This is a genomic window from Streptomyces sp. NPDC002574 (genome assembly GCF_042889545.1).
In the GTDB taxonomy this organism is placed as follows: Bacteria; Actinomycetota; Actinomycetes; order Streptomycetales; family Streptomycetaceae; genus Actinacidiphila.
Map to the genome: position 1 here is coordinate 218,078 of NZ_JBIARB010000006.1, position 26,516 is coordinate 244,593.

Sequence of the window (26,516 nt, forward strand, 5' to 3'; positions counted from 1 at the left end):
CGCTCGACCGGTGCCGGCCGGTCGGGCGGCGCGCGGCGGCCCCCGCGGGATGTCGCGGGGGCCGCCGGGGAGGGGAGGGGGTGGTCACAGGGCGGGGGGTGGGGCTCCCTCGTAGGCGGCGGTGAGGACGGCGCGGACGTCGTCCGCGAGGGCGGGGCGGGGGTTGGCGTACGGCGCGGCGGCGGCGATCTCCGCGGCGCGGTTGATGTCCGCCCGGGTGAGGCCGAGATCGGCCAGGGAGCGGGGGGCGCCGAGGCGGCCGCCGAGGTCGTGCAGTGCGGCGGCCGGGTCGTCGGTGGCCAGGGCGCGCCGGAGTGCCGCCGAAGTGGCCGGGGCGGCGGGGGCGTTGAAGGCCAGGACGTACGGCAGCAGCACCGTGTGGGTCTCGGAGTGCGGGAGCCCGAAGGTGCCGCCGAGCACGTGGGCCAGCTTGTGGTGCAGGCCCATCGTGGTGGCGCCCAGGCACGCCCCGCACAGCCACGCCCCGTACAGGGCGTCGGCGCGGGCGTCGGGCGCGGCCGGGTCGGCGACGACGCGGGGGAGCGCGCCGGCCAGGGCCCGTACGCCCTCCTCGGCCATCAGCGAGACGATGGGAGTGGCGTCGGGCGCGTACAGCGCCTCGACGGCGTGGGCCATCGCGTTGACGCCGCTGGTGGCGGACAGCGCGGGCGGCATCGACACGGTCAGTTCCGGGTCGTAGACGACACTGCGCGGCAGGACGCGCGGGTCGCGGCCGGTGCGCTTGGCGCCGTCCTCGGTCAGCCCCCACACGGAGGTCATCTCCGAACCGGAGTACGTCGTCGGCACGGCGATCAGCGGCAGGCCGGTGCGCAGCGCGACCGCCTTGCCGAGGCCGACCGCCGAGCCGCCGCCGACCGCGACCAGGCCGTCCGCGTCGACGTCCCGGGCCGCCTCGACCGCCTCGTCGGCGACCTTGACCGGCACGTGCATCACCGCGCCCGGGTGGACGCCCGCGCAGGCCGCGCCGAGCGAGTCGGCGACGGCCCGCGCGGTGGCCAGGCCGTGCCGCCCGGACACCACCAGCACGCGGCCCAGCCCGAGCCGGTCCGCCTCGCCGGCGACGGCGGTGGTGGCGGACCCGGCGCGGAAGACCACCCGCATGGGCAGCGACTCGTGGACGAAGTCCAGCCTGCCGGGGCTCATGACGCCCGCAGCACGATGTCGAAGTCGGCCAGCCGGAACGGGGCCGGCACCCCGTACTCCGCCGCGAGCCCGGCGTCGTCGACCTCGGTGAAGGCCTGCACCAGGCTCTTCTTGACCGCGAACACCGCGTCCGAGTCCAGGTACGGGCTGTCCTCGACGAAGATGTGCGTGGTCACCGGCTGGAAGCCGGTGTGCCCCGCGATGAAGTGGATGTGCGCCGGGCGGTACGGATGCCGCCCGGTCGCGCCGAGCAGGTCGCCGACCGGGCCGTCCGTGGGGATCGGGTAGTGCGCCGGGACGACCGTGCGGAACCGGAAGCGCCCCTCCTCGTCGGTGGTGAACAGACCGCGCCCGTTGCCCTGCGGCTGCGCCCCCGGCTGCTGGACGTCGTAGAAGCCGTGTTCGTCGGCCTGCCACACGTCCACCATCGCGCCGGCCAGGGGGGTGCCGTCCACGGACAGCACCCGCCCGGTGACCACGCACGGCTGCCCGGTGCCCACCATGTCGATCGAGTCGCCGAGGGCGCGCTCGGGGGAGTCGACCATGTGGAACGGGCCGAGCACGGTGGACTCGGTGACCGTCTCACCGGCCGCCCGCGCGGCCTTGCGCTGGTTGATCGTCTCCACGAGCATCGACACACCGAGGACGTCCGAGAGCAGGATGAACTCCTGCCGCTTGTCGTCGCACTTCTGGCCCGTGCGGGTCAGGAAGTCGACGCCCCACTCCCATTCCTCCATGGTGGGCTCGACCTCGCGGATGAAGTCGTGCAGATGGCGCGTCAGGCTGCCCAGGATCTCGCGCAGCCGCGGATCGGGCGTACCGGCGAAGCTCTCCACGACCGCCGCGGTCGCGCTCTCTTCGGTGAAGTCCATCAATGGCTCCTTGTCAGTCCCGTCCCAGAATGCGCCGCAGCGCCGCGCCGAGCACGCCGCGCGCCTCGGCCTCGTCGGCCGCCCCGCCCGCCTGCCGGAAGGCGACGTACAGGTCGGGGCGGACCAGCAGCACGCCGGTGTCGCCGGTCTCGCGCAGCCGCGCCCAGTCGCCGTAGGGGTCCTCGTAGTCCTGCCCGGGGCCGATCACGGCGGTCGCGATGTCGAGTCCCAGCTCCGCGCCGACGCTGCGCGCGGCCGCCAGCCAGGTGTCGCCGCCGATGCCCGTGAGCAGGGTGAAGCGCCCGCCGCCGCCCAGGTCCAGGGTGGACAGGGTGCGGGTGCCCGCGGTCAGCCAGGCGTGCGGCAGCTTCGCGCCGGGGCGGCTGCTGGGCTGGTGGTGGAGCTCGGGGTCCCGGTCGAAACCGGGGTCGGGGCTGCCGTCGGGGACGACCGCCGCCGAGGAGTAGCGCTGGTTGAGCTCGACGCCGTGGGCGTTGAACTCGTACCGCTTGAAGTCGATCGCCTCGCGCAGCCGCTGCCGGCGCTTCTCGCCTGCGGGCGTGGCGTCCTTGCGGGAGGCCATGTTGGCGACGAGCTGCTCCGGGCTCTGCGGTGCGAGCAGGTCCAGCGCCTCGAAGACCGGGGCGGTCTCCCCGATGGACTTGTTGGCGCGGGTGACGATCTGCTTGCCGACGGGGGCGCGCTCGGCGGTGTAGCTGTCGAGCAGCGAGGGCGCCGCGGTGCCGTCGAGCACCAGCTTCAGCTTCCACGCCAGGTTGTAGGAGTCCTGGATGGAGGTGTTGGAGCCCAGCCCGTTGGACGGCGGGTGCCGGTGGGTGGCGTCGCCCGCGCAGAAGACCCGGCCGTTCGCGTACGTCTCGGCGTACATCTCGTTGACCGTCCAGGACGAGCTGGAGCGGATGGTCACCGGCACCTCGTCGTCGCCGATCAGCTGGCGGACCACCGACAGGGCGTACTCCTCGGTGAGGTCCGGCGGCGCGGCCTCGACGTCGTAGCCCCACACGATCAGCCACTCGTTCCACGGCGTGACGTTGCGCACCAGGCCCGCGCCGATGCCGCCGACCGTGGCCCCGGGGGTCAGCACCCAGAAGAGGGTGCCGGGCCGGTGGGCGGTCCAGCGGGACAGGTCGGCGTCGAAGAGGATGTTGATGCTGCCCGCCACCCCCATCTTGCCGCCCATCGGCAGGCCCGCGTCCTCGGCGACCTGGCTGCGGCCGCCGTCGGCGCCGATGAGGTACTTGGCGCGGATGGCGTACTCGCCGCCGCGCAGGGTGTCCTCGACGGTCACGGTCACGCCGTCCGCGTCCTGCACGAAGGACTTGTAGACGGTGCCGTAGCGCAGCTTCGTCCCGCGTGCGACGGCGGCGTCGACGAGCACCGGTTCCATGAGGTGCTGCGGCATGTCGCACATGCGGGTCGGGCTCGCGAGCTCGTGCGCGGCCTGGACCAGCGGGTCGTTGCCCCAGGAGCGCAGGCGGCCCAGTTCCTCGCCTGCGAGGCTGGTGCAGAAGACCGTGTTGTCCATCAGGGGCTGGGGTGTGGCCTTGGCGATCACCTCCTGTTCGACGCCCAGATCCCGCAGGACCTCCATGGTGCGCTGGTTGGTGATGTGCGCCCGGGGAGTCGCCGACAGGCGGTCGTACCGGGTCACGACGACGTTGGGGATTCCGTAGCTGCTCAGGGCGAGCGCGGCGGTCGCCCCTGCGGGCCCGCTCCCCACGATCAGCACATCGGTTTCGACGGTGTCCATCAAAGCGGCTCCCTGACGGATAATTGAAATGGCAACGAACCGAATGGTTAACCAGCGGGAGGTTCCCGGCGTGTCTCAATCCGATACACCGCACGAGGCACTGCTGCTCGGTGCCTATCTGCGCGAGCGGCCGGAGGCCCGTGCGGTAGTGGCCGCCGACGGCAGGTCGCGCCTGGTGAGCGCCGAGGCCGCCCGGCGGCTCTCGGAAGAAGCCCTTGACCTGCTGGAACGACGGGCCGGTGGCATGGTGCGGGACGGCCGTGCGGAAGGCTGCGAACTGCCTCTGCCGGGCGGCGGCTGGACCGCCCGGCTGCGTGCCGTGCAGGACGCGGGCGAGGTCATCGGCGCCGTGGCGATCCTCACGCCCACCGGCGACGCGGGCGCCCCCCACTCCGCCGTGCCGGACCCGCGGCTGCCGGGGCTCTCCGGCGCGTCGCGGTCCTGGCGCTCAGCGGTGGCGCGCGCGGTGGACCTGGGACGTACGCCCGGCACCTTGCTGATCGCGGGCGAGCCGGGCACCGGCAAGGCCGCCGTGGCCCGCGCCGTGCGCCCGGACGCGGTGGAGCTGGACGCTGCGCAGGCCACCGCGGCGGCCGCGCACGCGTGGGTGGAGCGGCTGTCCGCCCTGTACGCGCCGGTGCCGGTGTTCGTCCGGCACCTGGAGGCGCTGGACGCGGGCGCCGCCGCGCTGCTGGTGTCGCTGCTGGACCGGTACCCCCGTATGCCCCTGACCGCCACGTCCACCCCGGGCGAGCCGGTGGGCGGTCCGTGCGTGGACCGTCTGCTCGGACGGCTGGCGGCGCGCTCCGTGACGCTGCCGCCGCTGCGGGAGCGCCCCGAGGACGTGCCGGGCCTGCTGGCCGCGCTCAGCCCGCGCCCCGCACCCGGGTTCCCGCCGCTGACCTGGACCGTCGAGGCCAAGCGGGTCCTGGAGCGGCACACCTGGCCGGGCAACGTCGCGGAGCTGGGGCTGATCGTGCGCGAGCTGGCCGACCGGCGCCGGCTGGCCGCCCCGGTCCGCCCCGACGAGCTCCCGGACGCCGTGCGCGGCGCCGCAGGCGGACGGCGGCTGGGCAGTCTGGAGCGGGCCGAGCGGGACGCGATCCTGGAGGCGCTGCGCACCCACGGGGGCAACAAGGCGCGGGCGGCGCAGGCGCTGGGCATCGCCCGCGCGACCGTCTACCGCAAGCTGCGGAGCTACGGCATTCAGGGAATATAGTTTAGATTTCAACATGTTACCTTGGCCGTAGGCACAACCCCCGCAGGAGGAGACCCCCATGACCACCCAGCTGGATGTCCGCCGCGCAGGACAGCGGTTCCACACCCGTGCGGGATGGCTCGACTCGCACCACTGCTTCTCCTTCAGCCGCCACTACGACCCCAAGAACACCCACTTCGGCCTGCTGCTGGTCTCCAACGACGACGTCGTCGCGCCCGGCACCGGCTTCGACACCCACCCGCACCGCGACATGGAGATCGTCACCTGGGTGCTCGACGGGGGCCTCGTCCACCAGGACTCCGAGGGCCACAACGGTGTGATCTACCCGGGCCTCGCCCAGCGCATGAGCGCCGGCTCCGGCATCCTGCACAGCGAGAAGAACGACTCGTGGAAGCTCACCGGCGGCCCCGAGCACAAGGACCCCGTCCACTTCGTGCAGATGTGGGTCTTCCCCGACGAGCAGGGCATCAAGCCCGGCTACGAGCAGCTGGACATCAACGACGAGCTCGCCCGCGGCGGCTGGGTCACCGTCGCCTCAGGCATGGAGCGCGACCGCGACGAGCGGGCCATCTCCATCGCCCAGAAGCACGCCGCCCTGCGGGCCTCCCGCATGACCGCGGACCAGACCCTCGCGCTGCCGACCGCACCCTTCGCCCACGTGTACGTCGCCAAGGGCGAGGTCGCGCTGGAAGGCGCGGGACTGCTGTCGAAGGGCGACGCCGTGCGCGTCACCGGGTCCGAGGGCCAGCGGCTGACCGCCGGGGCGCAGGGCGCTGAGGTCCTGGTGTGGGAGATGGACGCCGACGTCACCTTCGGGTGATCACGTGGTAGACCTGAGGGCCATGACCCGCACTCTCGCCAACGCGCCGATCATGGTCCTCAACGGTCCCAACCTCAACCTGCTCGGACAGCGGCAGCCGGAGATCTACGGCCCGGAGAGCCTCGCCGACGTCGAGGCGCTCTGCGCGACGACCGCGCGGCGGCGCGGCGGCACCGTCGACTGCCGCCAGAGCAACCACGAGGGACAGCTCGTCGACTGGATCCACGAGGCGCGCGAAGAGCACTGCGGCATCGTCATCAACCCGGGCGCCTACTCGCACACCTCGATCGCGCTCCTCGACGCGCTGAACGCCTGCGACGGGATGCCGGTCGTGGAGGTCCACATCTCCAACATCCACCGGCGCGAGAGCTTCCGGCACCACAGCTACGTCTCCCTGCGCGCCGACGGGGTCGTCGCCGGCTGCGGCGTCCAGGGCTACTCCTTCGCCGTGGAACGCGTCGTGGCGCTGCTCGCGGCGGCCTGAGCCGCCGCCCGCGGCGCTCGTACCGTCTCAGGCCTCGCCCGGCCGCCAGTCGGGCCACTCGCCGGGATGGTCGGCCCAGTGCACCTGCTGGGGATCGGACACGTCGATGTCGGGGAACACGTCGCGCACCCGCAACTCGAACTCCTCGCGCTCGCACTCCTGCCAGCCGACGCCGCGCAGGTGCACCCGCCGGTAGCGGTGGTCCTCCGCGAGCGGGGCAACGTCCACCTTGTGGGTCGTCTCCATGCCTCCAGGGTGCACCCGCGCCCGCCGCGGCGCAGGTCTGGCCACCACGACCTCGGCCGGGCGCAGCAGATGCCCGCCGACCCGGTAGCCGGGCCGTACGACCTCGGCGCACACCGGTCCCTCGGACTCCGCCCCTCCGGCAGTGCCCACGGCCTCGTGCCGGACCGGGTCGAAGGGGTCGCCCGGCGTGCCGAAGGACCGCAGGCCCAGCTCGCCGAGCCGGGTCTCCAGCACGTCCACGACCGCGCCGAAGCCCTGCGTCACCTCGCCCACTTCCCTGGCGCGGTCCACCGCGTCCAGCACCGGGAGCAGGCCGCGCAGCACATTGGCGACGGCGATCTCGCGCACCGCCAGCCGGTCCCGGTGCACGCGCTTGCGGTAGTTGTCGTACTCCGCCTTCAGCCGCTTGAGGTCCGCCGTGCGCTCGGCCAGACGGGCCCGCAGCTCACCGGCCCCCTCGGGCGGGGCGGCGCCCTTCATGCCGTGCCCCCCTCCCGCTTGTCGTCGTCGACGATCTCGGCGTCCACCACGTCGTCGTTGCCGTCGTCCGCGTCGGACGGCGGTGGTCCGGCCCCCTGGCCGGCCCCCGCGGCGGACGACTCCGCCTGGGCCCGGGCGTACATCGCCGTGCCGATCTTCTGCGCCGTCGCGCTCAGCCGCTCCGTGGAGGTGCGGATGGCCGCGGTGTCGTCGCCCTCGGCCGCCAGCTTCTCCTTCAGGTCCGCGACCGCCGCCTCCGTCTCGGTCCGCAGATCGGCCGGGACCTTGTCGGGGTTGTCGCGCAGCAGCTTCTCGGTCGAGTAGACCAGGCCCTCCGCGGTGTTGCGGGTCTCGGCGGACTCGCGGCGCCGGTGGTCCTCCTCCGCGTACTGCTCGGCCTCGCGCATCATGCGGTCGATGTCGGTCTTCGGCAGCCCCGAGCCGCCGGTGACGGTCATCTTCTGCGTCGTACCGGTACCCAGGTCCTTCGCCGCCACGTGCATGATGCCATTGGCGTCGATGTCGAAGGAGACCTCGACCTGCGGCACCCCGCGCGGCGCCGGGGGCAGTCCGGTCAGCTCGAACACGCCGAGCTTCTTGTTGTACGCCGCGATCTCGCGCTCACCCTGGAACACCTGGATCTGCACAGACGGCTGGTTGTCCTCGGCCGTGGTGAAGATCTCCGAGCGCTTGGTCGGAATGGTCGTGTTGCGCTCGATCAGCTTGGTCATGATCCCGCCCTTGGTCTCGATGCCCAGGGACAGCGGGGTGACGTCGAGCAGCAGCACGTCCTTGACCTCGCCCTTGAGCACACCGGCCTGGAGGCTGGCGCCGATGGCCACGACCTCGTCCGGGTTCACGCCCTTGTGCGGATCCTTGCCCGTCAGTGACTTGACCAGGTCCGTCACCGCCGGCATGCGGGTGGAGCCGCCGACCAGGATCACGTGGTCCACGTCGGAGACGTCGATCCGGGCGTCCTCGACCGCCTGGTGGAAGGGCGACTTGCAGCGCTCCAGCAGGTCGGCGGTCAGCTGCTGGAACTGGGCGCGGGTGAGCTTCTCGTCCAGGTGCAGCGGGCCCTCGGCGGACGCGGTGATGTAGGGGAGGTTGACGGTCGTCTCGGTCGACGACGACAGTTCGATCTTGGCCCGCTCGGCGGCCTCGCGCAGCCGCTGCAGCGCCATCTTGTCCTGGGACAGGTCAAGCCCGTAACCGTTCTTGAAGCGCTCGACGAGATGGTCCACGATGCGCTGGTCCCAGTCGTCGCCGCCCAGTTGCGTGTCGCCGTTGGTGGCCTTCACCTCCACCACGCCCTCGCCGATGTCGAGCAGGGACACGTCGAAGGTGCCGCCGCCGAGGTCGAAGACGAGGATCGTCTGGTCGTTCTCCTTGTCCAGGCCGTAGGCCAGGGCCGCCGCGGTGGGCTCGTTGATGATGCGCAGGACGTTGAGCCCGGCGATCTCGCCGGCCTCCTTGGTCGCGGTGCGCTGCACGTCGTCGAAGTACGCGGGGACCGTGATCACCGCGTCCGTCACGTCCTCGCCGAGATAGGACTCCGCGTCCCGCTTCAGCTTCTGCAGCACCCGGGCCGAGATCTCCTGGGCGGTGAAGCGCTTGCCGTCGATCGTGCCGGAGTCGGGGAACCGCCAGCCGGAATCCCCCATGTGCCGCTTGGCCGAGCGCGCCGTGCGCTCGACATTGGTCACGGCCTGGCGCTTGGCGATCTCGCCCACGAGGACCTCGCCGCCCTTGCCGAAGGCCACCACCGAGGGCGTGGTCCGCGCTCCCTCGGTGTTGGTGATGACGGTGGGCTCACCGCCCTCCAGCGCGCAGACCACCGAATTGGTGGTGCCGAGGTCAATACCGACCGGACGTGTCATGTCAGTCGCCTCCTTCCCTCCAGGGTGCGACGCCCGGGGGCCGATCACCAGACGGCAGGGGCGGACGGGCGGGGCCGCCCCCGATCCGGAATATTCGCGACGCCCGCGACGGCGGGCGCTGCTAGCGTCGGCCAGATGTCCTCACTGCACGCAGGAGTGATCCTCTTCCACGACCAACACCTCGCCGTACACGACGACTTGACCCTGCCCCGGGCCCCCGTCCCGCCGCGCGGCGACCCCACGGCGACGGCCCGCGAGGCGGCCCGCACCGCCCTCGGCGTCGACGCCCGGATCGACGCCTCGCCCTGCCTGGAAGTGCGCGCGACCGCGGGCACCGAGCTGTACTTCCGGGCCGCGGCCCCGCTCGCCCCGGCCTCCGCCCCGCCCCGGCTGCTCGCCCGGGACGAGGCCCTGCACCTTCCCCTCGCGCCGTGGACCGCGTGGGAGGCCATCCTGCGCTCCTGGGACGGGCCGCCCTGGTGGCGCGGCCGCCTCGTCGTGGAGGAACCCCTCGGCCGGCCGCCGAAGCGGACCCGCGCCGGGGCGGTGATCATCCGCGACGGGCACATGCTGCTGATCCGCTACCGGCACCGCCGCGGCGACGTCTACGAGATCCCCGGCGGCGGTGTCGAGCCCGGGGAGACCCCCGAGGCCGCGGTGGTGCGCGAGCTCGCCGAGGAGACCGGGCTCACCGGCACCGTCGGCCGCGAGATCGCCCGGGTGAACCGGGTCCACCGCGGCTCGCACCCCGGCCACTACTTCCTCGTCGAGGCCAGTGGCACGATCGGCCCGCGCTCCTCCCTCGACCTGGAGAAGGGCGCCGCCCCGGTCTGGGTGCCCGTGGCGGACCTGCGGCACCTGCCCCTGTGGCCCAAGCGGCTGGGCTGGCGCATCGCCCACTGGCACAGCGTGGGCTGGCCGCGGCGGCCCGCCGAGTTCTGCGACTCGCTGCTGGACCTGCGGGTGCCCTGCGACTGGTGATCCGCGCTGGGTGGGAGGATCACCCGCATGGCACGCATCATCCTGGTCCAGGGAGACATCACCGAGCAGGCCGTCGACGCCGTCGTCAACGCCGCCAACTCCTCGCTCCTGGGAGGCGGCGGCGTCGACGGCGCGATCCACCGCCGCGGCGGGCCCGAGATCCTTGAGGAGTGCCGCGCGCTGCGCGCATCCCGCTACGGGCGCGGACTCGCCACCGGGCAGGCCGTCGCCACGACCGCGGGGCGGCTGCCCGCCCGCTGGGTGATCCACACCGTCGGCCCGGTGTGGTCCGCCGAGCAGGACCGCTCGGAGCAGCTGGCCTCCTGCTACCGGGAGTCCCTGCGCGTCGCGGACGAACTGGGCGCCCGCACGGTGGCGTTCCCCGCCGTCTCCACCGGGGTGTACGGGTGGCCGCTCGACGACGGGGCGCGGATCGCGCTGCGCACGGTGCGGGACGCGGTGGCGGGGCGGGTGGAGGAGGTGCGGTTCGTGCTTTTCGACGACCGGGCGTACGGGGTGTTCGAGGCGGGGCTGGCGGCGGGCTGACCCTGGGCGCGCTCTTTTCCCGCCCGCCCGCCCTCCCCCAACCTTCGGCCGGGGGTGCCCCCAGCCCTGTGAAGTCAGGGCGCCCCGGCGCGCGTTTCGTGGGGTGCCGGGTTCGGGGCCTCCGGGGCTGGCCATTCTGGACAGCACATTTAGGTGCCTCAGGCGCTCTCTCTTGATCACCCCGGGTCATGCACCCAAATATGCTCCACAGTCCAGAACGCCCACCCCTACACCCCCGCCCCCTCGGTCTCGTCATGCGCCTGATCCCCGGAGGGGGGTAGAGACGGCACCGTGCTCGGGCCATTCGTTGGCGCGGCGCGGTCCAGGTGCCCAGCCGTCACCGCCAACCACACCCCACCGGGGATCAGGCGCGACAAACAACGGAGGGGGCGGGGTCGTAGGGGTGGATGTTCTGGACGGTGCGGCATATTTGTGCGCGGTATCCGGGTCGGGATGGGATGAGCAGGTGCTGGAAAGGCGCGTAAATATGCCAGTCCAGGACGTGCAGCCCCGGAGGCCCCGAACCCGCCCCACCTTGAAACGGGCGCCGGGGTCACTGACTTCACGGGGCTGGGGGCACCCCCGGCCGAAGGTTGGGGGAGGGAGGGCGGGAGGGGAAAAACCTACCCGGACGGCCAGCGCCGCGTTACGCGCGGAGGGCCAGCACCGCGTCCACCGTGTCCGCGTCGGCCGCCGCCTTGTCCTCCCGGAAGCGCAGGACCCGCGCGAACCGCAGCGTGACCCCGGCCGGGTAGCGGGAGGACCGCTGGAGCCCGTCGAAGGCGATCTCGACGACGAGTTCGGGGCGGACCCGGACGACCCAGCCGTCGTCGCTGACGGCGAGTGCCTGGAGGCGTTCGGTCTGCCAGGCGAGCATCGCGTCGGTGAGGCCCTTGAACGTCTTGCCGAGCATCGCGAACGTGCCGTCGGGCCGGCGGGCCCCGAGGTGGAGGTTGGAGAGTTTGCCGGTGCGGCGGCCGTGGCCCCATTCGGCGGCGAGGACCACCAGATCCAGCGTGTGCACCGGTTTCACCTTGAGCCAGGCGGCGCCGCGCCGTCCCGCGCTGTAGGGGGCGTCGAGGGCTTTGGCGACGAGGCCCTCGTGGCCGCGTTCCAGGACCCGCGCGGCGAACTCCCGTGCCGCCTCGCGTGTGGCGGGGTCGGCCGGGTCGGTGGCGACCAGGCGTTTGACGCGGCGCGGCTCGGGCGCGATGCGGGCCAGTTCGGCATGGCGTTCCGCGGTGGTCAGGTCGAGCAGGTCGCGGCCGTCGACCGACAGCAGGTCGAAGAAGACCGGTGCCACCGGCAGGGCCACCTGGGCGGTCGCGACGTCGAGGCGTGAGCCGACGCGGGAGGAGGTCTCCTGGAAGGGGCGCGGGCGGCCGTCGTCGCCGAAGGAGATGACCTCGCCGTCGAGCACGGCTTCCTCCACCGCCAACTCCATGGCGGCGGCGACGACTTCGGGCAGCCGGTCGGTGATCTCGTCGAGGGTGCGGGTGTAGACGTGGACGACGGGCCCGGCGCGGTGCACCTGGACGCGGATGCCGTCGAGCTTCTCCTCCAGCGCGCAGGGGCCGAGGCGGTCCAGTGCCTCGTCCACGTCCTTGGCGGTCTGCGCGAGCATCGGCTGCACCGGGCGGCCGACCTCCAGCCGGAACGCGGCGAGGGCTTCGGGGCCGTCCGCCAGCAGCGCGTGCGCGACCGTGCCGAGCGAGCCGCCGAGCATCACCGCGCGCCGTACGTCCTCAGGGGGCGCGCCCGCCGCGACCGCGAGCCCTTCCACGGCGAGCGCGTCCAGGGCCCCCTGCCGGAGTTCGCCGCCGATCAGCCCGAGCAGGAAGGCCTGCTCCTCCTGCGTGGCCGCGCCCATGAGCTCCGCGACCAGCCGCTTGCGTTCCGCGGCGGCGCCCTTGCCCGTCACCGCCGCGATCCGGTCGAGCGTCGCGTGGACCGCGGCCACGGTCAGCAGCGGCTCGGCCGCCGGCTCGTGGCGCTCGCGCAGGGTGCTCCAGCCGACGCCCGTGCGGCGTTGCGGCAGCCGTCCCGCGATGTAGGTGATCACCACGGGCGCCTCGTCGGGCTCCGCGGCCCTCAACAGCCGGGCGAGCGCCGCGACCTTCTCCGACCGGGCGGACGTGGCCGCGATCTCCTGGGACGTACGCGCGATCTCCGCGAGCAGCATGGCTCCATCGTCGCCCAGGGGCGGCCCGTGCGCAGCAGTCCTGCCGTGCTCGCGCGGTCACGCGGCGCGGCTGCCGCCCGCCATCTGCCGGCGCTGCACCAGCCGGGTGATGTCGCCGCCGGTGACGATGCCGACCGGGCGGCCGCCGTCCACGACCACCACGCGCACCCCTCCGGCGCCGGACCGCAGGTGGTCCAGGGCGTCGTTGACGAGCTCGTCGGGCGAACCGGTGGTCACCTGGGACAGCGGGACCGCGACGTCGCGCACCCGGACCTCGGCGCGGCGCTCGGCCGGCACGGAGGTCAGACGGCGCAGGGACACCAGACCGGACAGCCGCCCGTCGAAGTCGAGCAGCGGCAGGACGGAGTGCCGCGACTGCAGCGCGACCTCGTCGATGAAGCGGTCCACGGCGAGCCAGTCGGAACCCGTCGCGACCGGCGAGGACATCGCGTCCCCGAGGCGCACCCCGCGCAGTGCCGCGCCGATGACGGCGCGCTGCCGCTCGGCGCCCGCGGTGAGGGCCATGAACAGCCCGACGAGCGCCAGCCACAGGCCGCCGGGGACACCGCGGGCGAACGCCAGCCAGCCACCGAGGACCAGGAGCACGCCGACGACCTGCCCGCCCCGGCCGGCCGCGCGGTCGGCGCGGTCGCGGTCACCGGTCCGCCACCACAGCAGGGCCTGCAGCACGCGCCCGCCGTCCAAGGGCGACGCGGGCAGCAGGTTGAAGGCCCCGAGGAGCAGGTTGGCCCAGCCCAGCCAGACCAGCAGCGCCCCGGGGACGGAGCGGTGGGCGGCCGCGGCCACGCCGAGGCCCGCGCCGAGCGCGATGCCCCCGATGACGAGGCTGGCCAGCGGTCCGCTGACCGCGACCAGGAAGGCCGCGCCCGCCGACGTGGCCCGGTCCATGCGTGTCATGCCGCCCATCGCCCACAAGGTGACGTCCTGCACGGAGATGTGCTTGCGCAGGGCCGTCGCCGCGTGGGCGATCTCGTGAACCAGCAGGCTCCCCATCAGCAGGACCGCGCCCACGGCGGCCGCCAGCGTGTAGACGGTGGTGGACAGCCCGGGGATCCAGGCGGGCAGGGTGTCGTGGCCGAGCCCGTACGCGAGCAGCACGACGAGTACGGGGACGCTCCAGTGCATCCGCAGCGGAACCCCGTACACCCGTCCCATCTGAATCGAGCCGTTCATCGCTACTGTCCAGTGTCACTCCGTACGGGCCGGGGCGCCGCGGTGTTCCTGCGGGCTGATCCCGCGCACGCGCTTGAAGGCCGCGCTGAGCGCGAAGGGACTGCCGTAGCCGACCCGGCGGGCGACCGCGCCGAGGGTGGCGTCGGGCTCGCGCAGCAGGTCCGCGGCGAGCGTGAGACGCCAGCCGGTCAGATAGGCCATCGGGGGTTCTCCGACGAGTTCGCCGAAGCGGCGGGCCAGTGCCGCCCGGGACACACCGGCCTCGGCGGCGAGGCCGGCCACCGTCCAGGGGTGGGCCGGGTTGTTCTGCAGCAGACGCAGCGCCCGGCCCACCACCGGGTCGGCGAAGGCGCGGTACCAGGCGGGGGCCGACGCGCCGCGCCGGGCGAACCACGTACGCAACGCCGAGATCAGCAGCAGATCCAGCAGCCGGTCCAGTACCGCCTCCTGCCCCGGCTCGTCCTTGACGATCTCCTCCGACAGCAGCGCGGGCAACGGGCTCTCCCAGTCCCCGGCGGGGAGCACCAGCAGCGGCGGCAGCGCGTCCAGCAGGCGCCGGCCGACCTCGCCGCCCAGCTGGTAGGTGCCGACCAGCATGACGTCCGCCCCGTCGGCCCGGTTGCCCCAGGTCCTGACCCCCAGCGCCGTCGCGTCGGCCAGGTCGTGCCCGTCCGCGGAACGGCACACCCCGCCGGGCAGGATCCACGCGTGCGGTGGGGTCGAGGGCCGGTCGGCGACGGCGTACGGGGCGGGGCCGCGGGCGACGGCGAGGTCGCCGGGGCCCAGCCGCACCGCCTCTCCGTCCTCGGGCACGATCCACGCCCCGCCGCGCGCGACCGTCATGACGCACAGCGGCGCCCGGTCCTCGATCCGTACCGACCACGGCGGTTCCATGACCATGCGCAGCAGGAACGCGCCCCGCGCGCGGGGTCCGTCGAGCAGGCCCGTCAGTGCGTCCATACGGGTCAGCGTAGACGCTCGCGTATGGAACGGAGCCGATCGGCCATGGACCGTCTCATCCGGCGACCGATTCACTGGGGAACATGACGCAGACACCCGCACCGAACCCCGCAGGCACCGCGCTCGTCCTCGGCGGCACGGGCAAGACCGGCCGCCATGTCGTCCGGGCGCTGGCCGCGCACGGCCTCGCCGTACGCACCGCCTCCCGCTCCGGCGAACCGCCCTTCGACTGGGCGGACCGCGCCACCTGGGCACCCGTGCTCGACGGCGCGACCGTCGCCTACCTGGCGTACCACCCCGACGTCGGCGACCCGGGGGCCGCCGCCACGCTCGGCGCCTTCGCCTCGCTCGCCGCCGCGAGCGGCGTGCGCCGCATCGCCCTGCTGTCCGCCCGCGGCGAGGACCTCGCCCTGCCCGCCGAGGACGCGGTGCGGAGCGCGGGCGCCGACTGCACGGTGATCAGGGCCAGTTGGTTCTGCCAGAACTTCAGCGAGGGACTGTTCCGCGACGGCGTCCTCGACGGCGGGATCGTCTTCCCGGCCGGAACGGTCGGCGAACCCTTCGTCGACGCCCGGGACATCGCCGACATCGCCGTCGCGGCGCTCACCGGCGACGGACACGCCGGCCTGACCTACGACGTGACCGGCCCGCGCCTGCTGACCTTCGCCGACGCCGCCGCCGAGATCGGCGCCGCCATCGGCCGCCCGATCCGGTACACCGCCGTTCCGCCGCGCGAGTACGGCCCGCACCTCGCCGCCCTCGGACTGCCGGACGAGGCCGTCGACTTCCTCACCCAGCTCTTCGGCGATCTGCTCGACGGGCGCAACGCCCGTCTCACCGGCGACGTCGAACGGGTCCTCGGCCGCACACCCCGCGACTTCGGCGACTTCGCCCGAGAGGCCGCCGCCGCGGGCGCCTGGCGTCGCTGACGCTCCCGAGGCTCCCCGACGCCACGTCATCGGCCCGATGTTCGAACCCGCCCTGGGGCGGGGCGGGTTCGGAGGGGGCGGACGGGGACTCGGCCGGTCCTGTGGGACATCCGTGGGGATTCGGTGCGGGGCCCGTCCCATCCACCCGCACCGGAGTTGACCGACCGTGCCGGGCCCGCGAGGCTGGGCGGATCGACGATGGACGACTGGCGGGAGCGCTCATGGGCGGCGGCGAGGGCGACGCGGTGGTCATGGGCGGCGGCCTCGCCGGGATGCTGGTCGCACGGGCGCTGCTCGGCCACGTCCGCAAGGTGACGGTCGTCGAACGCGATCGCTACCCGGACGGCCCGGCCTTCCGGAAGGGCGTGCCGCAGGCCCGGCACCTGCACATCCTCCTGACCGGTGGCCAGGAGGCGCTGGAGGAGCTCCTTCCGGGTACCGGCGCGGAACTCGCCGCGGCCGGCGCCCGGCGCCTGGACATGCCGCGCGACCTGCTGACCTGCGGTCCGACCGGATGGCAGATCCGGTTCGACGAGGGCCGGCACTCGCTGATCTCCTGCACGCGCCCACTGCTCGACCACGTCGTCCGCAGCCGCGTCCTCGCGCTGGCCGCCGCCTCCGGCACCGCGTTGGAGGTCGTCGAGGCGACCGATGCCGTAGGCCTGCTGGGCGGCCCCGACCGCGTCACCGGTGTCCGCGTGCGGTCGCGCGGCGAGGGGCGCGAGGAGCGGGACATCGCCGCGGACCTCGTCGTGGACGCGTCGGGACGGGCCTCCCGCACGCCGCAGTGGCTGGAGGCACTGGGACGGGCGGCGCCCGCCCAGGAGTCGGTGGACCCGGGCCTCCAGTACGCCACGCGGGTCCTGCGGCTGCCCGAGCCCCCGGAGACCGGGGTGTACGTCCAGTACCGGCCGGACAACCCGGCCGCCGGTGGGCTGCTGCCGTTGGAGGACGGCACCTGGATCCTCACGGTGTCCGGGATCGGGGGGCTCGACGTCCCCACGGACGACGACGCCTTCGCCGAGTTCACCTCCGGGCTCGCCCACCCCTACCTCCACGAACTGGTGCGGGGCGCCGAACCGTTGTCCCCGGTGATCGGCTTCCGGGACACCTCCAACCGGCGGCGCCACTACGAGGCACCCGGCGGTGTGCCCGAGGGCCTGGTCGTCGTCGGCGACGCCGCCTGCTCCTTCAACCCCGTCTACGGCCAGGGCATGACGGTCGCGGCGGTCGGCGCGCTCGCCCTGCGCGACGCCCTGGCGGACGGCGGCCCGCGCGCGGGCCTGGCCGTGCGGGCGCAGCGGGCCGTCGCCCGGGCCGCGGACGCCGCCTGGCTCATTGCCGTGGGCGCCGACAGCCCCTACCTGGACGCCGGGCAGTCCTCCGCCGCGGGCCTCGGTGACCGGTTCAAGAGCTGGTACGTCGAACGGCTCGTGGCCCGCGCCGCCGTCGACCCTGTCGTCGGGTCGGCCTTCCGGGACGTGGTGGCCCTCACCGCGCCGCCGTCGCGCATGCTCGCCCCGGCCGTGGCCCTGCGCACGATGTTCCTGGGGCGCCGCCCGGCCCTCGCCGGCCCGCCGTTGGGTCCCCTGCCGGCTACCCGGCCGTGATCGCGCCCGCCACCAGGGCCGGTTCGTCGATCTGGACGTAGTGGCCGGCCCGCAGGAGGAGCCGCAGTTCGCTGTGCGGGAAGAGGACGGCGAACTGGCGGGCCACGCGCGCGTTGAGCCAGCGGTCCCGGGCGCCGAAGACCACGCGGACCCGCGGCTGGAAGTCCTGGAGTTCCGGGATGCGCCGGCGGCGGCGCAGCACCGCCCGCGGCAGTTCCTCGCCCAGGCGCCAGAAGGCCGGACGCGCGGCCGGGAACTCCTCGTACAGCAGCGCCACGTACAGCTCGCGCGCCACGGGGTCGCGGATGAACGACCCGACCTGCCAGGCGAACAGGCGCCGGTCGAGGTCCGGACGGCGCCGGGCGACGGCGCGGGCGGCGGAACGCAGCAGGGGGGTGGAGTAGAGCGCGATCGCCGGTGGCCGGCGCAGGGCGGGTGTCCAGTGGTAGTAGGTGTTGAGGAGGACGAGCCGGGCGACGCGGCCGGGGTGGGCGAGTGCCCAGTCGATCGCGGGCGGTCCCGAGGCGTCGTGCGCCACCAGGATCAGCCGGCGGTCGCGGAGTCCGGTGGCCGGGGAGTCGGCGACGGCGGCGAGGTCGGCCTCCTGCTCGGCGACGCAGTAGGGGTGGCCGGGCGGCTTGTCGGAGCGTCCCCAGCCGAGGAAGTCGAAGCGGACGACGGGGACGCGGCCCTGGAGGAGTGGCAGCAGCCGGTCGTAGAGACGGCAGTTGTCGGGGAAGCCGTGCATCAGGACGACGGGGGTGCCCGTGCCGGCGGAGACCTCGGCGTACAGCCGGTGGGGGCCGCGCGTGACGGCCGGTGTCTCGGTGCCCGGGGCCATGGCGATCTCCCCTCGGCCGCGTTCCGTGGGCCCTTCCTTCAGCCTATCGCTCCGCGCCGAGGGGGTTGTGGGAGCGCTCCCATTGGGCCATGATGCCCGCATGACCTCACGCGCGGCCATCCGCCTCTACCGCCCGGAGGACCGGGCCGGCCTCTACGACGTCTGCGTGCGCACCGGCCACGAGGGCGGCGACGCCCGCGCCCTGTACGCGGACCAGGACCTGCTGCCCGACATCTTCGCCGGCCCGTACGCCCGCCTGGAGCCGGACCTCGCCTTCGTCGTGGACGACGGGACACGCGTCGTGGGCTACGTCGTCGGGGTCGCCGACACGGCGGCCTTCGTGCGGCGCTTCCGCGACGAGTGGCTGCCCGCGGTCGCCGACCGCCACCCGGAGCCGAAGGGCGCGCCGCTGACCCCGGACGAGGAGATGGCGCGCCTGCTGCACTGGCCCGAGCGGATGCTCCTCCCCGAACTCGCCGGCTATCCGGCGCATCTGCACATCGACCTGCTGCCCGAGTACCAGCGGGCCGGGTACGGCAGGGAGCTGATGGCGCGTCTGCTCGCGGCGCTGGCCGCGCGCGGGGCGGGTGCCGTCCATCTGGGCATGGTCACGGCGAACACGCCGGCCCGCGCCTTCTACGACCGCCTCGGTTTCCACGTGATCCCGGTCGTGGACCCCGGGCCGCTCACCTACCTGGGGCGGAAGACGGACGTGCCGGTGCGCTGAGGCGCCGGGACGTCCGCAGGCGGTCTAGAAAGCGCTTGCCCCCGCGGGTAGGGTCCACGACGGCCCACCCAGCGGCCGGAGAGGAGCCACCCCGTGACCCGTTCCGCGCCCCCGCACCCCTTCGTCCTGCCGCCCGAGGACCGGGTGCTGAGCCCGTGCACCGGATGGACCCGGGCCCACTGGGAGGCCGTCGCCGACGGGCTGCTCGCGGCCGTCGCCCCGCACGCCACCCCGGGCCGCGCGCTCTACCACCTGCCCGGTGGCCGCCCCAGCAGCTCCGGCGGGCGCTCGGACGGACTGGAGGGCTACGCGCGGACCTTCCTGCTCGCCGCGATCCGCGTCGCGGGCGCCGGCGGCGACGACCCGGAAGGGCTCCTCGAGCGGTACGCCGACGGTCTGGCCGCAGGGACCGCCCGCCCCGGCGGGGACGGGCCCGAGGACTGGCCGGTCGTCGCCGACCGCAGCCAGCCCCTGGTCGAGGCCGCCTCGATCGCCCTCGCGCTGCGCCTGACCCGCCGTTGGCTCTGGGACCACCTCGACGACGCGGTGCGCGAGCGCGCCCGCGCGTGGCTGTCCCGCGCGGTCACCGCCGAACCCTGGGCCTGCAACTGGGAGCTGTTCCCCGTCACCGTCGCCGGCTTCCTCGGCGACCAGGGGGCCGTCACCCGCGGCCTGGACGGCATCGAGCGCTGGTACGTCGGCGACGGCTGGTACACCGACGGCGACCGGCGGGCCTTTGACTACTACAACGGCTGGGCCCTGCACCTGTACCCCGTGCTGGAGGCGTGGCTCTCCGGAGACACCGACCGCCTCGACCGCTACGGCGAGCGGCTGCGCGTCCACCTCGCCGACTACGCCCGGCTCTTCGGCTCCGACGGCTCGCCCGTGCACCAGGGGCGCTCCCTCACCTACCGCATGGCCACCGCCGGCCCCTTGTGGCTCGGCGCGCTCACCGGCCACACCCCGCTCACCCCGGGCACCAACCGGCGGCTGGCCTCCGGCGCCCTGCGCCACTTCCTCGACCGCGGCGCGGCCGGGCCCGACGGGCTGCTGTCGCTGGGCTGGCACGGCCCGTACGAGCCCGTGCTCCAGGCGTACTCCGGGCCCGCGTCCCCGTACTGGGCGAGCAAGGGATTCCTCGGGCTGCTGCTCCCGGCGGACCACGAGGTGTGGACGGCCACCGAGGAGGCCGCGCCCGCCGAACGGGCCGACGCGCTGACCGCGCTGCCGGCGCCCAACTGGCTGCTGCAGTCCACCGTGGCGGACGGCGTCGTGCGCCTGCACAACCACGGCAGCGAGGACGCCCGCTACGACCCGCACTACACCCGCCTCGCGTACTCCAGCGCCACGGCGCCGGTCTCTGTCGCGGCTTCACCGGACAACCATTTCGGCCTGGTCCGCGCCGACGGCTCGGTCACCGCGCGGGCCGGGATCGTCCCGCTCGGCGCGGGCGAGGGCTGGGCCGCCTCGCGATCGACGGCCGGCGAGGGCGTGCGCGTGGTCGCCGTCGTCCTGGCCCGCGGCGCCGCCGAGGTCCGCCTCCATCTGGTCACCGGCGCCGAGCCCGGCACGGCCGTGCGGCAGACCGGCTGGCCCGCGGGGGAGGGGCTGCGCTCCGAGCTGCTGCCGCTGCACGGACTCGGCGACGCCCCCGCGCTGCCGCCCGCGCCGACCGCGTGCACCCCGCACGCCGTCGTCCCGGCCGCCGACGGTGTCACCACCGGCGCCGGCCGGAACCGCGGCGAGCGCGGCGATCTCTTCGTGTGCGCCGCGCGGCTGACCGGCGTACCGGACCCGGAACCGCTGTCCGCGGCGGCGAAGGCGGAGGTGCGCAGCACCTCCGCCGGCCACGAGGTGACCGTCCACTGGGCGGACGGAACGGCCCATCACGCGCACCTCACCCCGGATGGCGCGGTCGTGGAATCCTCTGTCCCGGACGGTCGTTGAGGCGGGCATGAGCGATACGGAACTGCTGCGACTGCTCGCCGACACCCACGGGGGCGAGCTGGTGACGATCAAGCGGGACGGCCGTCCCCAGATCTCCAACGTCACCCACCACTACGACCCGGCGACCCGGGTGCTGCGGGTCTCCCTCACCGACGACCGCGCCAAGACCCGCAATCTGCGGCGCGACCCCCGCGCCAGCTACCACGTGACCACCACGGACCGCTGGGCCTGGACGGTCGCCGAGGGCACGGCCGAACTCACCCCCGTCGCCGCCGACCGGAACGACGCGACCGTCGAGGAACTCATCGACCTCTTCCGGGCCGTGCAGGGCGAGCACCCCGACTGGGACGACTACCGTCGCGCCATGGTGGAGGACAAACGCCTGGTCCTGAAGCTGCATGTGGAGCGCGCCTACGGGCAGCCCCGCGCCACGGGATAGCCACGCCGGGTCCGCGCCCCGTGACAGGACGTGCACAGGATGGACAACGGGGCGCGGAACTGGAATGACCGATGTAGGAGTTGTCGCTGTACATACTGGTGCTGCCGGGACCCGCACGGTCACGGCGCGATCGTGACCGCCGACTACCGGGAGGTGCCGTGACCGGCTCCAGTCCGAAGCGTTCTCCGCTCGCCCGTCTCATCCCCGCTTTCGGAGACAATCCCTACGGGGAAAGGATGGAGCGCATCCAGCGGTCGCCCCACTTCGCCGACGGCGTCTTCACGAACCCGGTGAGCGCCCGGACGGCGCCCTCGGGTTCCATGCTGCGGTTCGCGCGTTCCTACTTCCGCAAGGAGGACCGGGTGCGCCGCGCCCCGGGCGGCGACATCCCGCTGTACGGGTCCACCCTGGCGGATCTGGCGGCACCGCCCGCGTCCGGACTGCGGCTCACCTGGATGGGCCACTCCACGGTCTGGACCGAGATCGACGGGCACCGCGTCCTCTTCGACCCCGTATGGGGCGAGCGCTGCTCCCCCTTCTCCTTCATCGGGCCCAAGCGGCTGCACCGGCCCCCGGTGGCGCTGCGGGAACTGGGCGAGGCCGACGCGATCGTCATCTCGCACGACCATTACGACCACCTGGACATGCCCACGATCAAGGCGCTGGCCGGTACGGGCACGCGCTTCGTGGTCCCGCTCGGCGTCGGGGCGCACCTGGAGCGCTGGGGCGTCCCCGCGGACCGCATGACCGAGCTGGACTGGCACGAGTCCACGCAGGTCGGCGGGCTCACCCTGACCGCGACGCCCGCCCGCCACTTCTGCGGCCGGGCCATCCGCAACACCCAGCACACCCTGTGGGCCTCCTGGGTCGTGGCCGGCCCCGAGCACCGCGTCTACCACAGCGGCGACACCGGCTACTTCCCCGGATTCGCCGAGATCGGTGCCTCCTACGGCCCCTTCGATGCCACGATGGTGCAGATCGGCGCCTACAGCGAGTTCTGGCCCGACATCCACATGACGCCGGAGGAGGGCGTCCGCGCCCATGGCGACCTGCGCGGCGAGCTGATGCTGCCGATCCACTGGGGCACCTTCAACCTCGCGCCGCACCCCTGGGAGGCGCCCGCGGAGGGCACCGTCGCCGCCGCCCGCGCCTCCGGTGCCCGGGTCGCCGTGCCCCGCCCCGGCGAGCCCTTCGAGCCCGCCGCCGGCCTGCCCCTCGACCCCTGGTGGCGGGCTGTCGCCAAGGGCGGCGAGGGACGCGCCTGGCCCGCCCTCGCCGACGGGAACGGGACGGCCGCCCCGCAGGCGGACACCGCCACGGCGTAGCCGGCCCCCGGATCGACCCGCCGACCCGGTCCCCCGCGCCGCCCCGCGGGGGCGGCCGGGTCAGTCGTCCAGGCCCCAGAACGGCCCGCGCAGACCCACGCCCGCGAAGTAGGACGCGGCCGAGGCGGGGTCGCGCCGGACGTAGCCGGGATCCATGCGGCCCGAGTACCAGCCGCTTGCGAGCCTCCACAAAGTGGGCAGGTCCATGACGTAGCCGGGCGTCAGTCCGGCCTCCTCGAGCCAGTCGTGGACGCAGTCGGCGGAGCAGAAGACGCGCTGGTTGGCGCACGCGTGCACGACGTCGTCCCAGATGTGCCGCACGGGGGTCAGGAAGTGGGCGACCTGGTCTCCCGGGGGCGGCGCCTGCCGGCCCACCACCCAGGCGTGGGGGGTGTCGCACGCCGGACAGCGGGTGGCGACCAGCACGTCCGGCTCGTCGGTGAGCAGGTGCGGGACGGCGAACGAGTCCCAGGCGCAGCCGCCCCACCACAGAGTGCCGCGGCCCATGACCGAGAAGCCGAGCGGAATCGACGCGAAGGGGTGCGCCATGGCGATTCGTTCGGGCCCCCGCGGGTCGAGGACCACATCGCGGTGTTCGTGCAGGGCGTACAGCGCGCTCCGCACGTCGGAGGACGGCAGACCGGTCCGGGCCACGAGGTCCGCCACGGAGGGGGCGCCGCCCGTGGCGGCGAAGTGGGAGTAGACCGCCGTACGGACGCGCTCGGTCCGCGCTGCCCGTGAGGAAGGGGCGGATGCGTTCATCGCTGCTCCTGACGTCGCTGTGGCCGGCGTCCCCAGCCTGCACCCCGGCGCGCACCGCCGGACGGCGGGAAGCCGTCCGGCGGCGCCGGGGTCAGTGGTCGCCGGTGAGCGAGGAGAAGGTGAACGAGAACGACGCGGGGGCGGCGTCCAGCCGGTGCCGGGGGAGCACGCCGGGTCCGCACGACTGACTGCCGATGCCCTGCTGGCCGTGGTCGAGGTTGACCCACAGCGTGTCGCCCGGCACGAGCGCGGTCGTGTGCGCGGCGGCGTCCAGCTGCTCGGTCGTCCAGAGCCGGGCGGTGAACCAGAAGGGCGGCTCGCCCTCGATGGCCACTCCCGTGCCGTCCTCGCGGCGCAGCCGCACCCACCGTACGTCGGCGCGGGCGCCGTTCTCCTGCGGGCGGACGTAGGGCGTCTGCAGCGCCTCGACCGGCGCCGTGTGGCGGCCGATGCGGGACGCCGCGCGCGTGTCGGGGTAGGCCTCGCCCGGTCCGCCGCCGTACCACTCGGCCGACGTCAGGGTGGAGCACAGGCCGAGGCGGACGCCGAGCCGGGGCAGCGGCAGCGTCCACTCGCCCTCGGGCGTGACGTCGACCTCCAGGCGCAGCCGGTCGCCGTCGGCGGTCCAGCGGTAGACGGTGCGCAGCGCGAACGCCTTGGCGGCCGGGGCGACCCGGGTCCGCACGGTCAGGCCGCCGTCCTCCACGACGACCTCGTCGACGCGGTGCCGCATGCGGTGCAGTCCGGCCTCCCGCCACAACTGCCCGTAGCGCACGTCGGGCTGCCAGGGGGCGCCTTCGTCGTTGTCGGTCGGGGCCCGCCACACGTCGAGCCGGGGACCGGAGACCGCGTAACCGTCGATCAGCCGCAGCTCCCCGCGGGCCGCGTCGAACGTCCCGGGACCGAGCAGTACGACACCTCCCTCGGCGGCCCGCGGCGCGTGCGGGGCGGAACCCCCCGCGGCGGGGCGCGCGGTGGACGGGACGAGGGCGGGCCACTGGCCCCAGGCCACCTCGTGCCCGGCCGGTGCCCACGGCATGTCCCGCTCCAGGACCGCGCGTACCTGCCAGAACGCCTCCCCTGCCAGGTCCGACGCGGCGGGCTCGGGCAGCTTCAGCTCGGTCGACTCGCCGGGTGCCAGCGGCGGCACGGCCAGGCAGTCCTGCGCGGCGGTGACCCCGTCGACCTCGTACGTCCAGGTGAAGCGCAGGTGAGAAAGGTCCATGACGTCATGGGTGTTGGTGACGCACACGGTGCCCGCGGCGGCATCGCCCTCGATGCGGACCGGCTCGATCACCTTCTTGTACTCGACGAGGCCGGGGGAGGGCGTGCGGTCGGGGAAGAGCAGCCCGTCGCACACGAAGTTGCCGTCGTGCATGTCCTCGCCGAAGTCGCCGCCGTACGCGTACCACCGGCGGCCGTCGGGGGTGCGGCGGGCGATGCCGTGGTCGATCCACTCCCACACGAAGCCGCCCTGCAGGCGCTCGTGCGCCTCGAACAGCCGCTGGTACTCGAGAAGGCCGCCCGGCCCGTTGCCCATGGCGTGCGCGTACTCGCACAGGACGAAGGGCATCGCGCGACGCCTGGCGTCCCGTTCCGGGTCGCCCCAGGGGAGCTCCTCGCGCCGGCCGATCAGTTCGACCTCGGCGTGGTCGGCGTACATCCGCGAGTACAGGTCGGTGTCGGCGCAGGACAGGTCGCCCTCGTAGTGGATCGGACGGTCGGGGTCGCGCTCGCGGATCCGGCGGGCCATGGCGGTCAGGCCGCGGCCGGTGCCGCACTCGTTGCCCAGCGACCAGATCACCACCGAGGGGTGGTTCTTGTCGCGCTCGACCATGCGGTCGGCGCGGTCCAGCAGCGCCGGGGTCCAGCGGTCGTCGTCCACGGGGTTGCCGGCCCAGCCGACCTCGCCGAAGCCGTGGGTCTCCAGGTCGCACTCGTCGACGACCCACAGGCCCAGTTCGTCGCACATCTCCAGGAAGGCGGGGTGCGGCGGGTAGTGGCTGGTGCGGACGGCGTTGATGTTGTGACGCTTCATCAGGAGCGCGTCCTCGCGCATCGTCGCGAGGTCCAGGGCCCGCCCGTGCGAGGGATGGAACTCGTGCCGGTTGACGCCCCGGAAGAGGACGCGCCGGCCGTTCACCGTGAGGACGCCGTCCTCGACGGCGACGGTGCGGAAGCCGATCCGGAACGGGACGCGCTCGCCCTCGCCGGCCAGTTCCGCGGCGTACAGGCGCGGGACCTCCGCGCTCCACGGCTCGACGGGCAGCGTGACGGACTCGCCGGCGGCGATGTCGACGCCGAGTTCGGGCACGGTGACCCGGCACCCGGACGGGGCGTCGACGCGCAGCGTGCCCGCGCCGCGGGTGTGGTCGTAGGCGGCGTGCACGAAGAAGTCGGGCACGCAGCCCGCCGGCCGGTGCAGCAGCATGACGTCGCGGAAGACGCCCGGCAGCCACCACATGTCCTGGTCCTCCAGGTAACTGCCGGAGGACCATTGGTGGACGCGGACGGCCAGCACATTGCCGACCGGGCGCAGCAGATGCCCCACCGCGTACTCGGCGGGCAGCCGGCTGCCTTTGAAGACGCCCAGCTCCTCGCCGTTGAGCCAGATCCGCGCGCAGGACTCGATCCCCTCGAAGCGCAGGACGCACTCGCCGTCCGCGGGCCAGGTGTCCGGCAGCGCGAAGGCGAGGCGGTGGTCGCCGGTCGGGTTCTCGGTGGGGACGTGCGGCGGGTCGACGGGGAAGGGGTAGCGGGCGTTGGTGTACCAGGGCGCTCCATGGCCGTGCAGCGGCCAGTGGCAGGGCACCGGCAGCACATCCCAGCGCGAGGCGTCGAAGTCCCGGCGGACGAAGGAGGTGTCCTCGGCTTCCGCGGACGGGGAGAGCCTGAACCGCCACAGGCCGTTCAGGCTCAGCCGCGCCGCGTCCGAGGCGGGGGTCCAGGCACGCGGCGGCAGGGCGCCGTGGCCGGGGGAGAAGTCCTCGTAGTAAGGGAGTTCCGGTGCCCCGGGCGTTCGCGCGGACGCCTGCCGGGGCTGGGGCATGCTCATACGGCTCCTCGGTCGGCCCGGCGCGCCGGCCGGCGCACCGGGCTCGTGGACGGTGAGGGTGCGGGCCACCCGCTGACGAAGG

General features: G+C 74.1%; 22 protein-coding genes. 11 read left to right on the forward strand and 11 right to left on the reverse strand.

The window, feature by feature from the left end; all coding sequences use genetic code 11:
• Positions 1 to 84: 84 nt before the first annotated feature.
• Genes ACFYXS_RS16130 through ACFYXS_RS16140 form a run of 3 tightly spaced genes read right to left on the reverse strand, consistent with a single transcriptional unit; the run spans position 85 to position 3,807 of the window.
• Positions 85 to 1,164 (reverse strand): maleylacetate reductase, encoded by a 1,080-nt coding sequence (locus tag ACFYXS_RS16130; protein ID WP_389248352.1) that lies wholly within the window; start codon positions 1,162 to 1,164, stop codon positions 85 to 87.
• Positions 1,161 to 2,036, reverse strand: coding sequence for an intradiol ring-cleavage dioxygenase (locus tag ACFYXS_RS16135; protein ID WP_389248354.1), 876 nt, complete (start codon positions 2,034 to 2,036; stop codon positions 1,161 to 1,163). The genes ACFYXS_RS16130 and ACFYXS_RS16135 overlap by 4 nt, the downstream gene beginning before the upstream one ends.
• Before the next feature lie 13 nt (positions 2,037 to 2,049).
• Positions 2,050 to 3,807: an FAD-dependent oxidoreductase gene (locus ACFYXS_RS16140; RefSeq protein WP_389248356.1), complete on the reverse strand. Its 1,758-nt coding sequence runs from the start codon at positions 3,805 to 3,807 to the stop codon at positions 2,050 to 2,052.
• Between the two features lie 70 nt (positions 3,808 to 3,877).
• Between ACFYXS_RS16140 and ACFYXS_RS16145 the strand changes: the two genes are divergently transcribed.
• From ACFYXS_RS16145 to aroQ, 3 genes are read left to right on the forward strand one after another with little or no spacing between them, the layout of a single operon-like run.
• The gene (locus ACFYXS_RS16145) at positions 3,878 to 5,026 is read left to right on the forward strand and encodes a helix-turn-helix domain-containing protein (protein ID WP_389248358.1); all 1,149 of its coding nucleotides are present in this window, start codon (positions 3,878 to 3,880) and stop codon (positions 5,024 to 5,026) included.
• Between the two features lie 58 nt (positions 5,027 to 5,084).
• On the forward strand, positions 5,085 to 5,846 hold the full coding sequence (locus tag ACFYXS_RS16150; RefSeq protein WP_389248360.1) for a pirin family protein: 762 nt from the start codon (positions 5,085 to 5,087) through the stop codon (positions 5,844 to 5,846).
• Positions 5,847 to 5,868: 22 nt separating this feature from the next.
• Entirely contained in the window at positions 5,869 to 6,330 is a 462-nt protein-coding gene (gene aroQ / locus ACFYXS_RS16155; protein ID WP_389248362.1) for a type II 3-dehydroquinate dehydratase, read from the forward strand.
• Between the two features lie 27 nt (positions 6,331 to 6,357).
• Here aroQ and grpE read toward each other — a convergent pair whose 3' ends face one another.
• Positions 6,358 to 7,056: a nucleotide exchange factor GrpE gene (gene grpE / locus ACFYXS_RS16160; protein WP_389248364.1), complete on the reverse strand. Its 699-nt coding sequence runs from the start codon at positions 7,054 to 7,056 to the stop codon at positions 6,358 to 6,360.
• Positions 7,053 to 8,936, reverse strand: a complete 1,884-nt coding sequence (gene dnaK / locus ACFYXS_RS16165) for a molecular chaperone DnaK (protein WP_389248366.1) — start codon at positions 8,934 to 8,936, stop codon at positions 7,053 to 7,055. Before dnaK ends, grpE begins: the two co-directional genes overlap by 4 nt.
• Before the next feature lie 135 nt (positions 8,937 to 9,071).
• On the opposite strand from dnaK, the gene ACFYXS_RS16170 reads away from it, so the two are divergent.
• Positions 9,072 to 9,917 (forward strand): NUDIX domain-containing protein, encoded by an 846-nt coding sequence (locus ACFYXS_RS16170; protein ID WP_389248368.1) that lies wholly within the window; start codon positions 9,072 to 9,074, stop codon positions 9,915 to 9,917.
• A 27-nt stretch (positions 9,918 to 9,944) separates the two neighbouring features.
• Complete coding sequence (locus tag ACFYXS_RS16175; RefSeq protein WP_389248370.1) at positions 9,945 to 10,463, forward strand: O-acetyl-ADP-ribose deacetylase; 519 nt, start codon at positions 9,945 to 9,947, stop codon at positions 10,461 to 10,463.
• Positions 10,464 to 11,109: 646 nt separating this feature from the next.
• Here the strand turns inward: ACFYXS_RS16175 and ACFYXS_RS16180 are convergent.
• The 3 genes from ACFYXS_RS16180 to ACFYXS_RS16190 are packed head-to-tail and all read right to left on the reverse strand — an operon-like array spanning position 11,110 to position 14,799.
• Positions 11,110 to 12,645, reverse strand: a complete 1,536-nt coding sequence (locus ACFYXS_RS16180; protein WP_389248373.1) for an ATP-dependent DNA ligase — start codon at positions 12,643 to 12,645, stop codon at positions 11,110 to 11,112.
• 57 nt (positions 12,646 to 12,702) lie between these two features.
• On the reverse strand, positions 12,703 to 13,839 hold the full coding sequence (locus ACFYXS_RS16185) for a site-2 protease family protein (protein ID WP_389248375.1): 1,137 nt from the start codon (positions 13,837 to 13,839) through the stop codon (positions 12,703 to 12,705).
• A gap of 15 nt (positions 13,840 to 13,854) precedes the next feature.
• Positions 13,855 to 14,799, reverse strand: coding sequence for an AraC family transcriptional regulator (locus ACFYXS_RS16190; RefSeq protein ID WP_389248377.1), 945 nt, complete (start codon positions 14,797 to 14,799; stop codon positions 13,855 to 13,857).
• An 83-nt stretch (positions 14,800 to 14,882) separates the two neighbouring features.
• Here ACFYXS_RS16190 and ACFYXS_RS16195 point away from each other — a divergent pair, with 83 nt between their 5' ends.
• A complete protein-coding gene (locus ACFYXS_RS16195) occupies positions 14,883 to 15,728 on the forward strand; it encodes an NmrA family transcriptional regulator (protein ID WP_389248379.1) in 846 nt (281 codons plus the stop codon).
• Positions 15,729 to 15,949: 221 nt separating this feature from the next.
• A complete protein-coding gene (locus ACFYXS_RS16200; RefSeq protein WP_389248382.1) occupies positions 15,950 to 17,338 on the forward strand; it encodes an NAD(P)/FAD-dependent oxidoreductase in 1,389 nt (462 codons plus the stop codon).
• On the opposite strand, the gene ACFYXS_RS16205 is transcribed toward ACFYXS_RS16200, so the two are convergent.
• Positions 17,325 to 18,179: an alpha/beta fold hydrolase gene (locus ACFYXS_RS16205; protein WP_389248384.1), complete on the reverse strand. Its 855-nt coding sequence runs from the start codon at positions 18,177 to 18,179 to the stop codon at positions 17,325 to 17,327. The genes ACFYXS_RS16200 and ACFYXS_RS16205 overlap by 14 nt on opposite strands.
• 100 nt (positions 18,180 to 18,279) lie before the next feature.
• On the opposite strand from ACFYXS_RS16205, the gene ACFYXS_RS16210 reads away from it, so the two are divergent.
• From ACFYXS_RS16210 to ACFYXS_RS16225, 4 genes are all read left to right on the forward strand, one after another.
• A complete protein-coding gene (locus ACFYXS_RS16210; protein WP_389248386.1) occupies positions 18,280 to 18,906 on the forward strand; it encodes a GNAT family N-acetyltransferase in 627 nt (208 codons plus the stop codon).
• A gap of 93 nt (positions 18,907 to 18,999) precedes the next feature.
• Positions 19,000 to 20,853 carry a DUF2264 domain-containing protein gene (locus ACFYXS_RS16215; protein WP_389248388.1) on the forward strand — a complete coding sequence of 618 codons (1,854 nt, stop codon included), beginning with the start codon at positions 19,000 to 19,002 and terminating at the stop codon, positions 20,851 to 20,853.
• A 7-nt stretch (positions 20,854 to 20,860) separates the two neighbouring features.
• Positions 20,861 to 21,292, forward strand: a complete 432-nt coding sequence (locus tag ACFYXS_RS16220; RefSeq protein WP_389248390.1) for a PPOX class F420-dependent oxidoreductase — start codon at positions 20,861 to 20,863, stop codon at positions 21,290 to 21,292.
• 158 nt (positions 21,293 to 21,450) lie between these two features.
• The gene (locus ACFYXS_RS16225; protein WP_389248392.1) at positions 21,451 to 22,617 is read left to right on the forward strand and encodes an MBL fold metallo-hydrolase; all 1,167 of its coding nucleotides are present in this window, start codon (positions 21,451 to 21,453) and stop codon (positions 22,615 to 22,617) included.
• A gap of 60 nt (positions 22,618 to 22,677) precedes the next feature.
• On the opposite strand, the gene merB is transcribed toward ACFYXS_RS16225, so the two are convergent.
• Together merB and ACFYXS_RS16235 are read right to left on the reverse strand one after the other, a co-directional pair.
• Entirely contained in the window at positions 22,678 to 23,379 is a 702-nt protein-coding gene (gene merB, locus ACFYXS_RS16230; RefSeq protein ID WP_389248394.1) for an organomercurial lyase, read from the reverse strand.
• Between the two features lie 91 nt (positions 23,380 to 23,470).
• Entirely contained in the window at positions 23,471 to 26,434 is a 2,964-nt protein-coding gene (locus tag ACFYXS_RS16235; protein ID WP_389248395.1) for a glycoside hydrolase family 2 TIM barrel-domain containing protein, read from the reverse strand.
• Positions 26,435 to 26,516 lie beyond the last annotated feature (82 nt).

Coding starts and splice junctions, on each gene's coding strand:
- ACFYXS_RS16220 (WP_389248390.1), top strand. CDS start 20,861: ATGAGCGATACGGAACTGCTGCGACTGCTCGCCGACACCCACGGGGGC.
- ACFYXS_RS16210 (WP_389248386.1), top strand. CDS start 18,280: ATGACCTCACGCGCGGCCATCCGCCTCTACCGCCCGGAGGACCGGGCC.
- ACFYXS_RS16140 (WP_389248356.1), bottom strand. CDS start 3,807: ATGGACACCGTCGAAACCGATGTGCTGATCGTGGGGAGCGGGCCCGCA.
- ACFYXS_RS16130 (WP_389248352.1), bottom strand. CDS start 1,164: ATGAGCCCCGGCAGGCTGGACTTCGTCCACGAGTCGCTGCCCATGCGG.
- ACFYXS_RS16185 (WP_389248375.1), bottom strand. CDS start 13,839: ATGAACGGCTCGATTCAGATGGGACGGGTGTACGGGGTTCCGCTGCGG.
- ACFYXS_RS16205 (WP_389248384.1), bottom strand. CDS start 18,179: ATGGCCCCGGGCACCGAGACACCGGCCGTCACGCGCGGCCCCCACCGG.
- ACFYXS_RS16170 (WP_389248368.1), top strand. CDS start 9,072: ATGTCCTCACTGCACGCAGGAGTGATCCTCTTCCACGACCAACACCTC.
- ACFYXS_RS16150 (WP_389248360.1), top strand. CDS start 5,085: ATGACCACCCAGCTGGATGTCCGCCGCGCAGGACAGCGGTTCCACACC.
- aroQ (WP_389248362.1), top strand. CDS start 5,869: ATGACCCGCACTCTCGCCAACGCGCCGATCATGGTCCTCAACGGTCCC.
- ACFYXS_RS16235 (WP_389248395.1), bottom strand. CDS start 26,434: ATGAGCATGCCCCAGCCCCGGCAGGCGTCCGCGCGAACGCCCGGGGCA.
- ACFYXS_RS16175 (WP_389248370.1), top strand. CDS start 9,945: ATGGCACGCATCATCCTGGTCCAGGGAGACATCACCGAGCAGGCCGTC.
- merB (WP_389248394.1), bottom strand. CDS start 23,379: ATGAACGCATCCGCCCCTTCCTCACGGGCAGCGCGGACCGAGCGCGTC.
- ACFYXS_RS16135 (WP_389248354.1), bottom strand. CDS start 2,036: ATGGACTTCACCGAAGAGAGCGCGACCGCGGCGGTCGTGGAGAGCTTC.
- ACFYXS_RS16190 (WP_389248377.1), bottom strand. CDS start 14,799: ATGGACGCACTGACGGGCCTGCTCGACGGACCCCGCGCGCGGGGCGCG.
- grpE (WP_389248364.1), bottom strand. CDS start 7,056: ATGAAGGGCGCCGCCCCGCCCGAGGGGGCCGGTGAGCTGCGGGCCCGT.
- ACFYXS_RS16195 (WP_389248379.1), top strand. CDS start 14,883: ATGACGCAGACACCCGCACCGAACCCCGCAGGCACCGCGCTCGTCCTC.
- dnaK (WP_389248366.1), bottom strand. CDS start 8,936: ATGACACGTCCGGTCGGTATTGACCTCGGCACCACCAATTCGGTGGTC.
- ACFYXS_RS16200 (WP_389248382.1), top strand. CDS start 15,950: ATGGGCGGCGGCGAGGGCGACGCGGTGGTCATGGGCGGCGGCCTCGCC.
- ACFYXS_RS16180 (WP_389248373.1), bottom strand. CDS start 12,645: ATGCTGCTCGCGGAGATCGCGCGTACGTCCCAGGAGATCGCGGCCACG.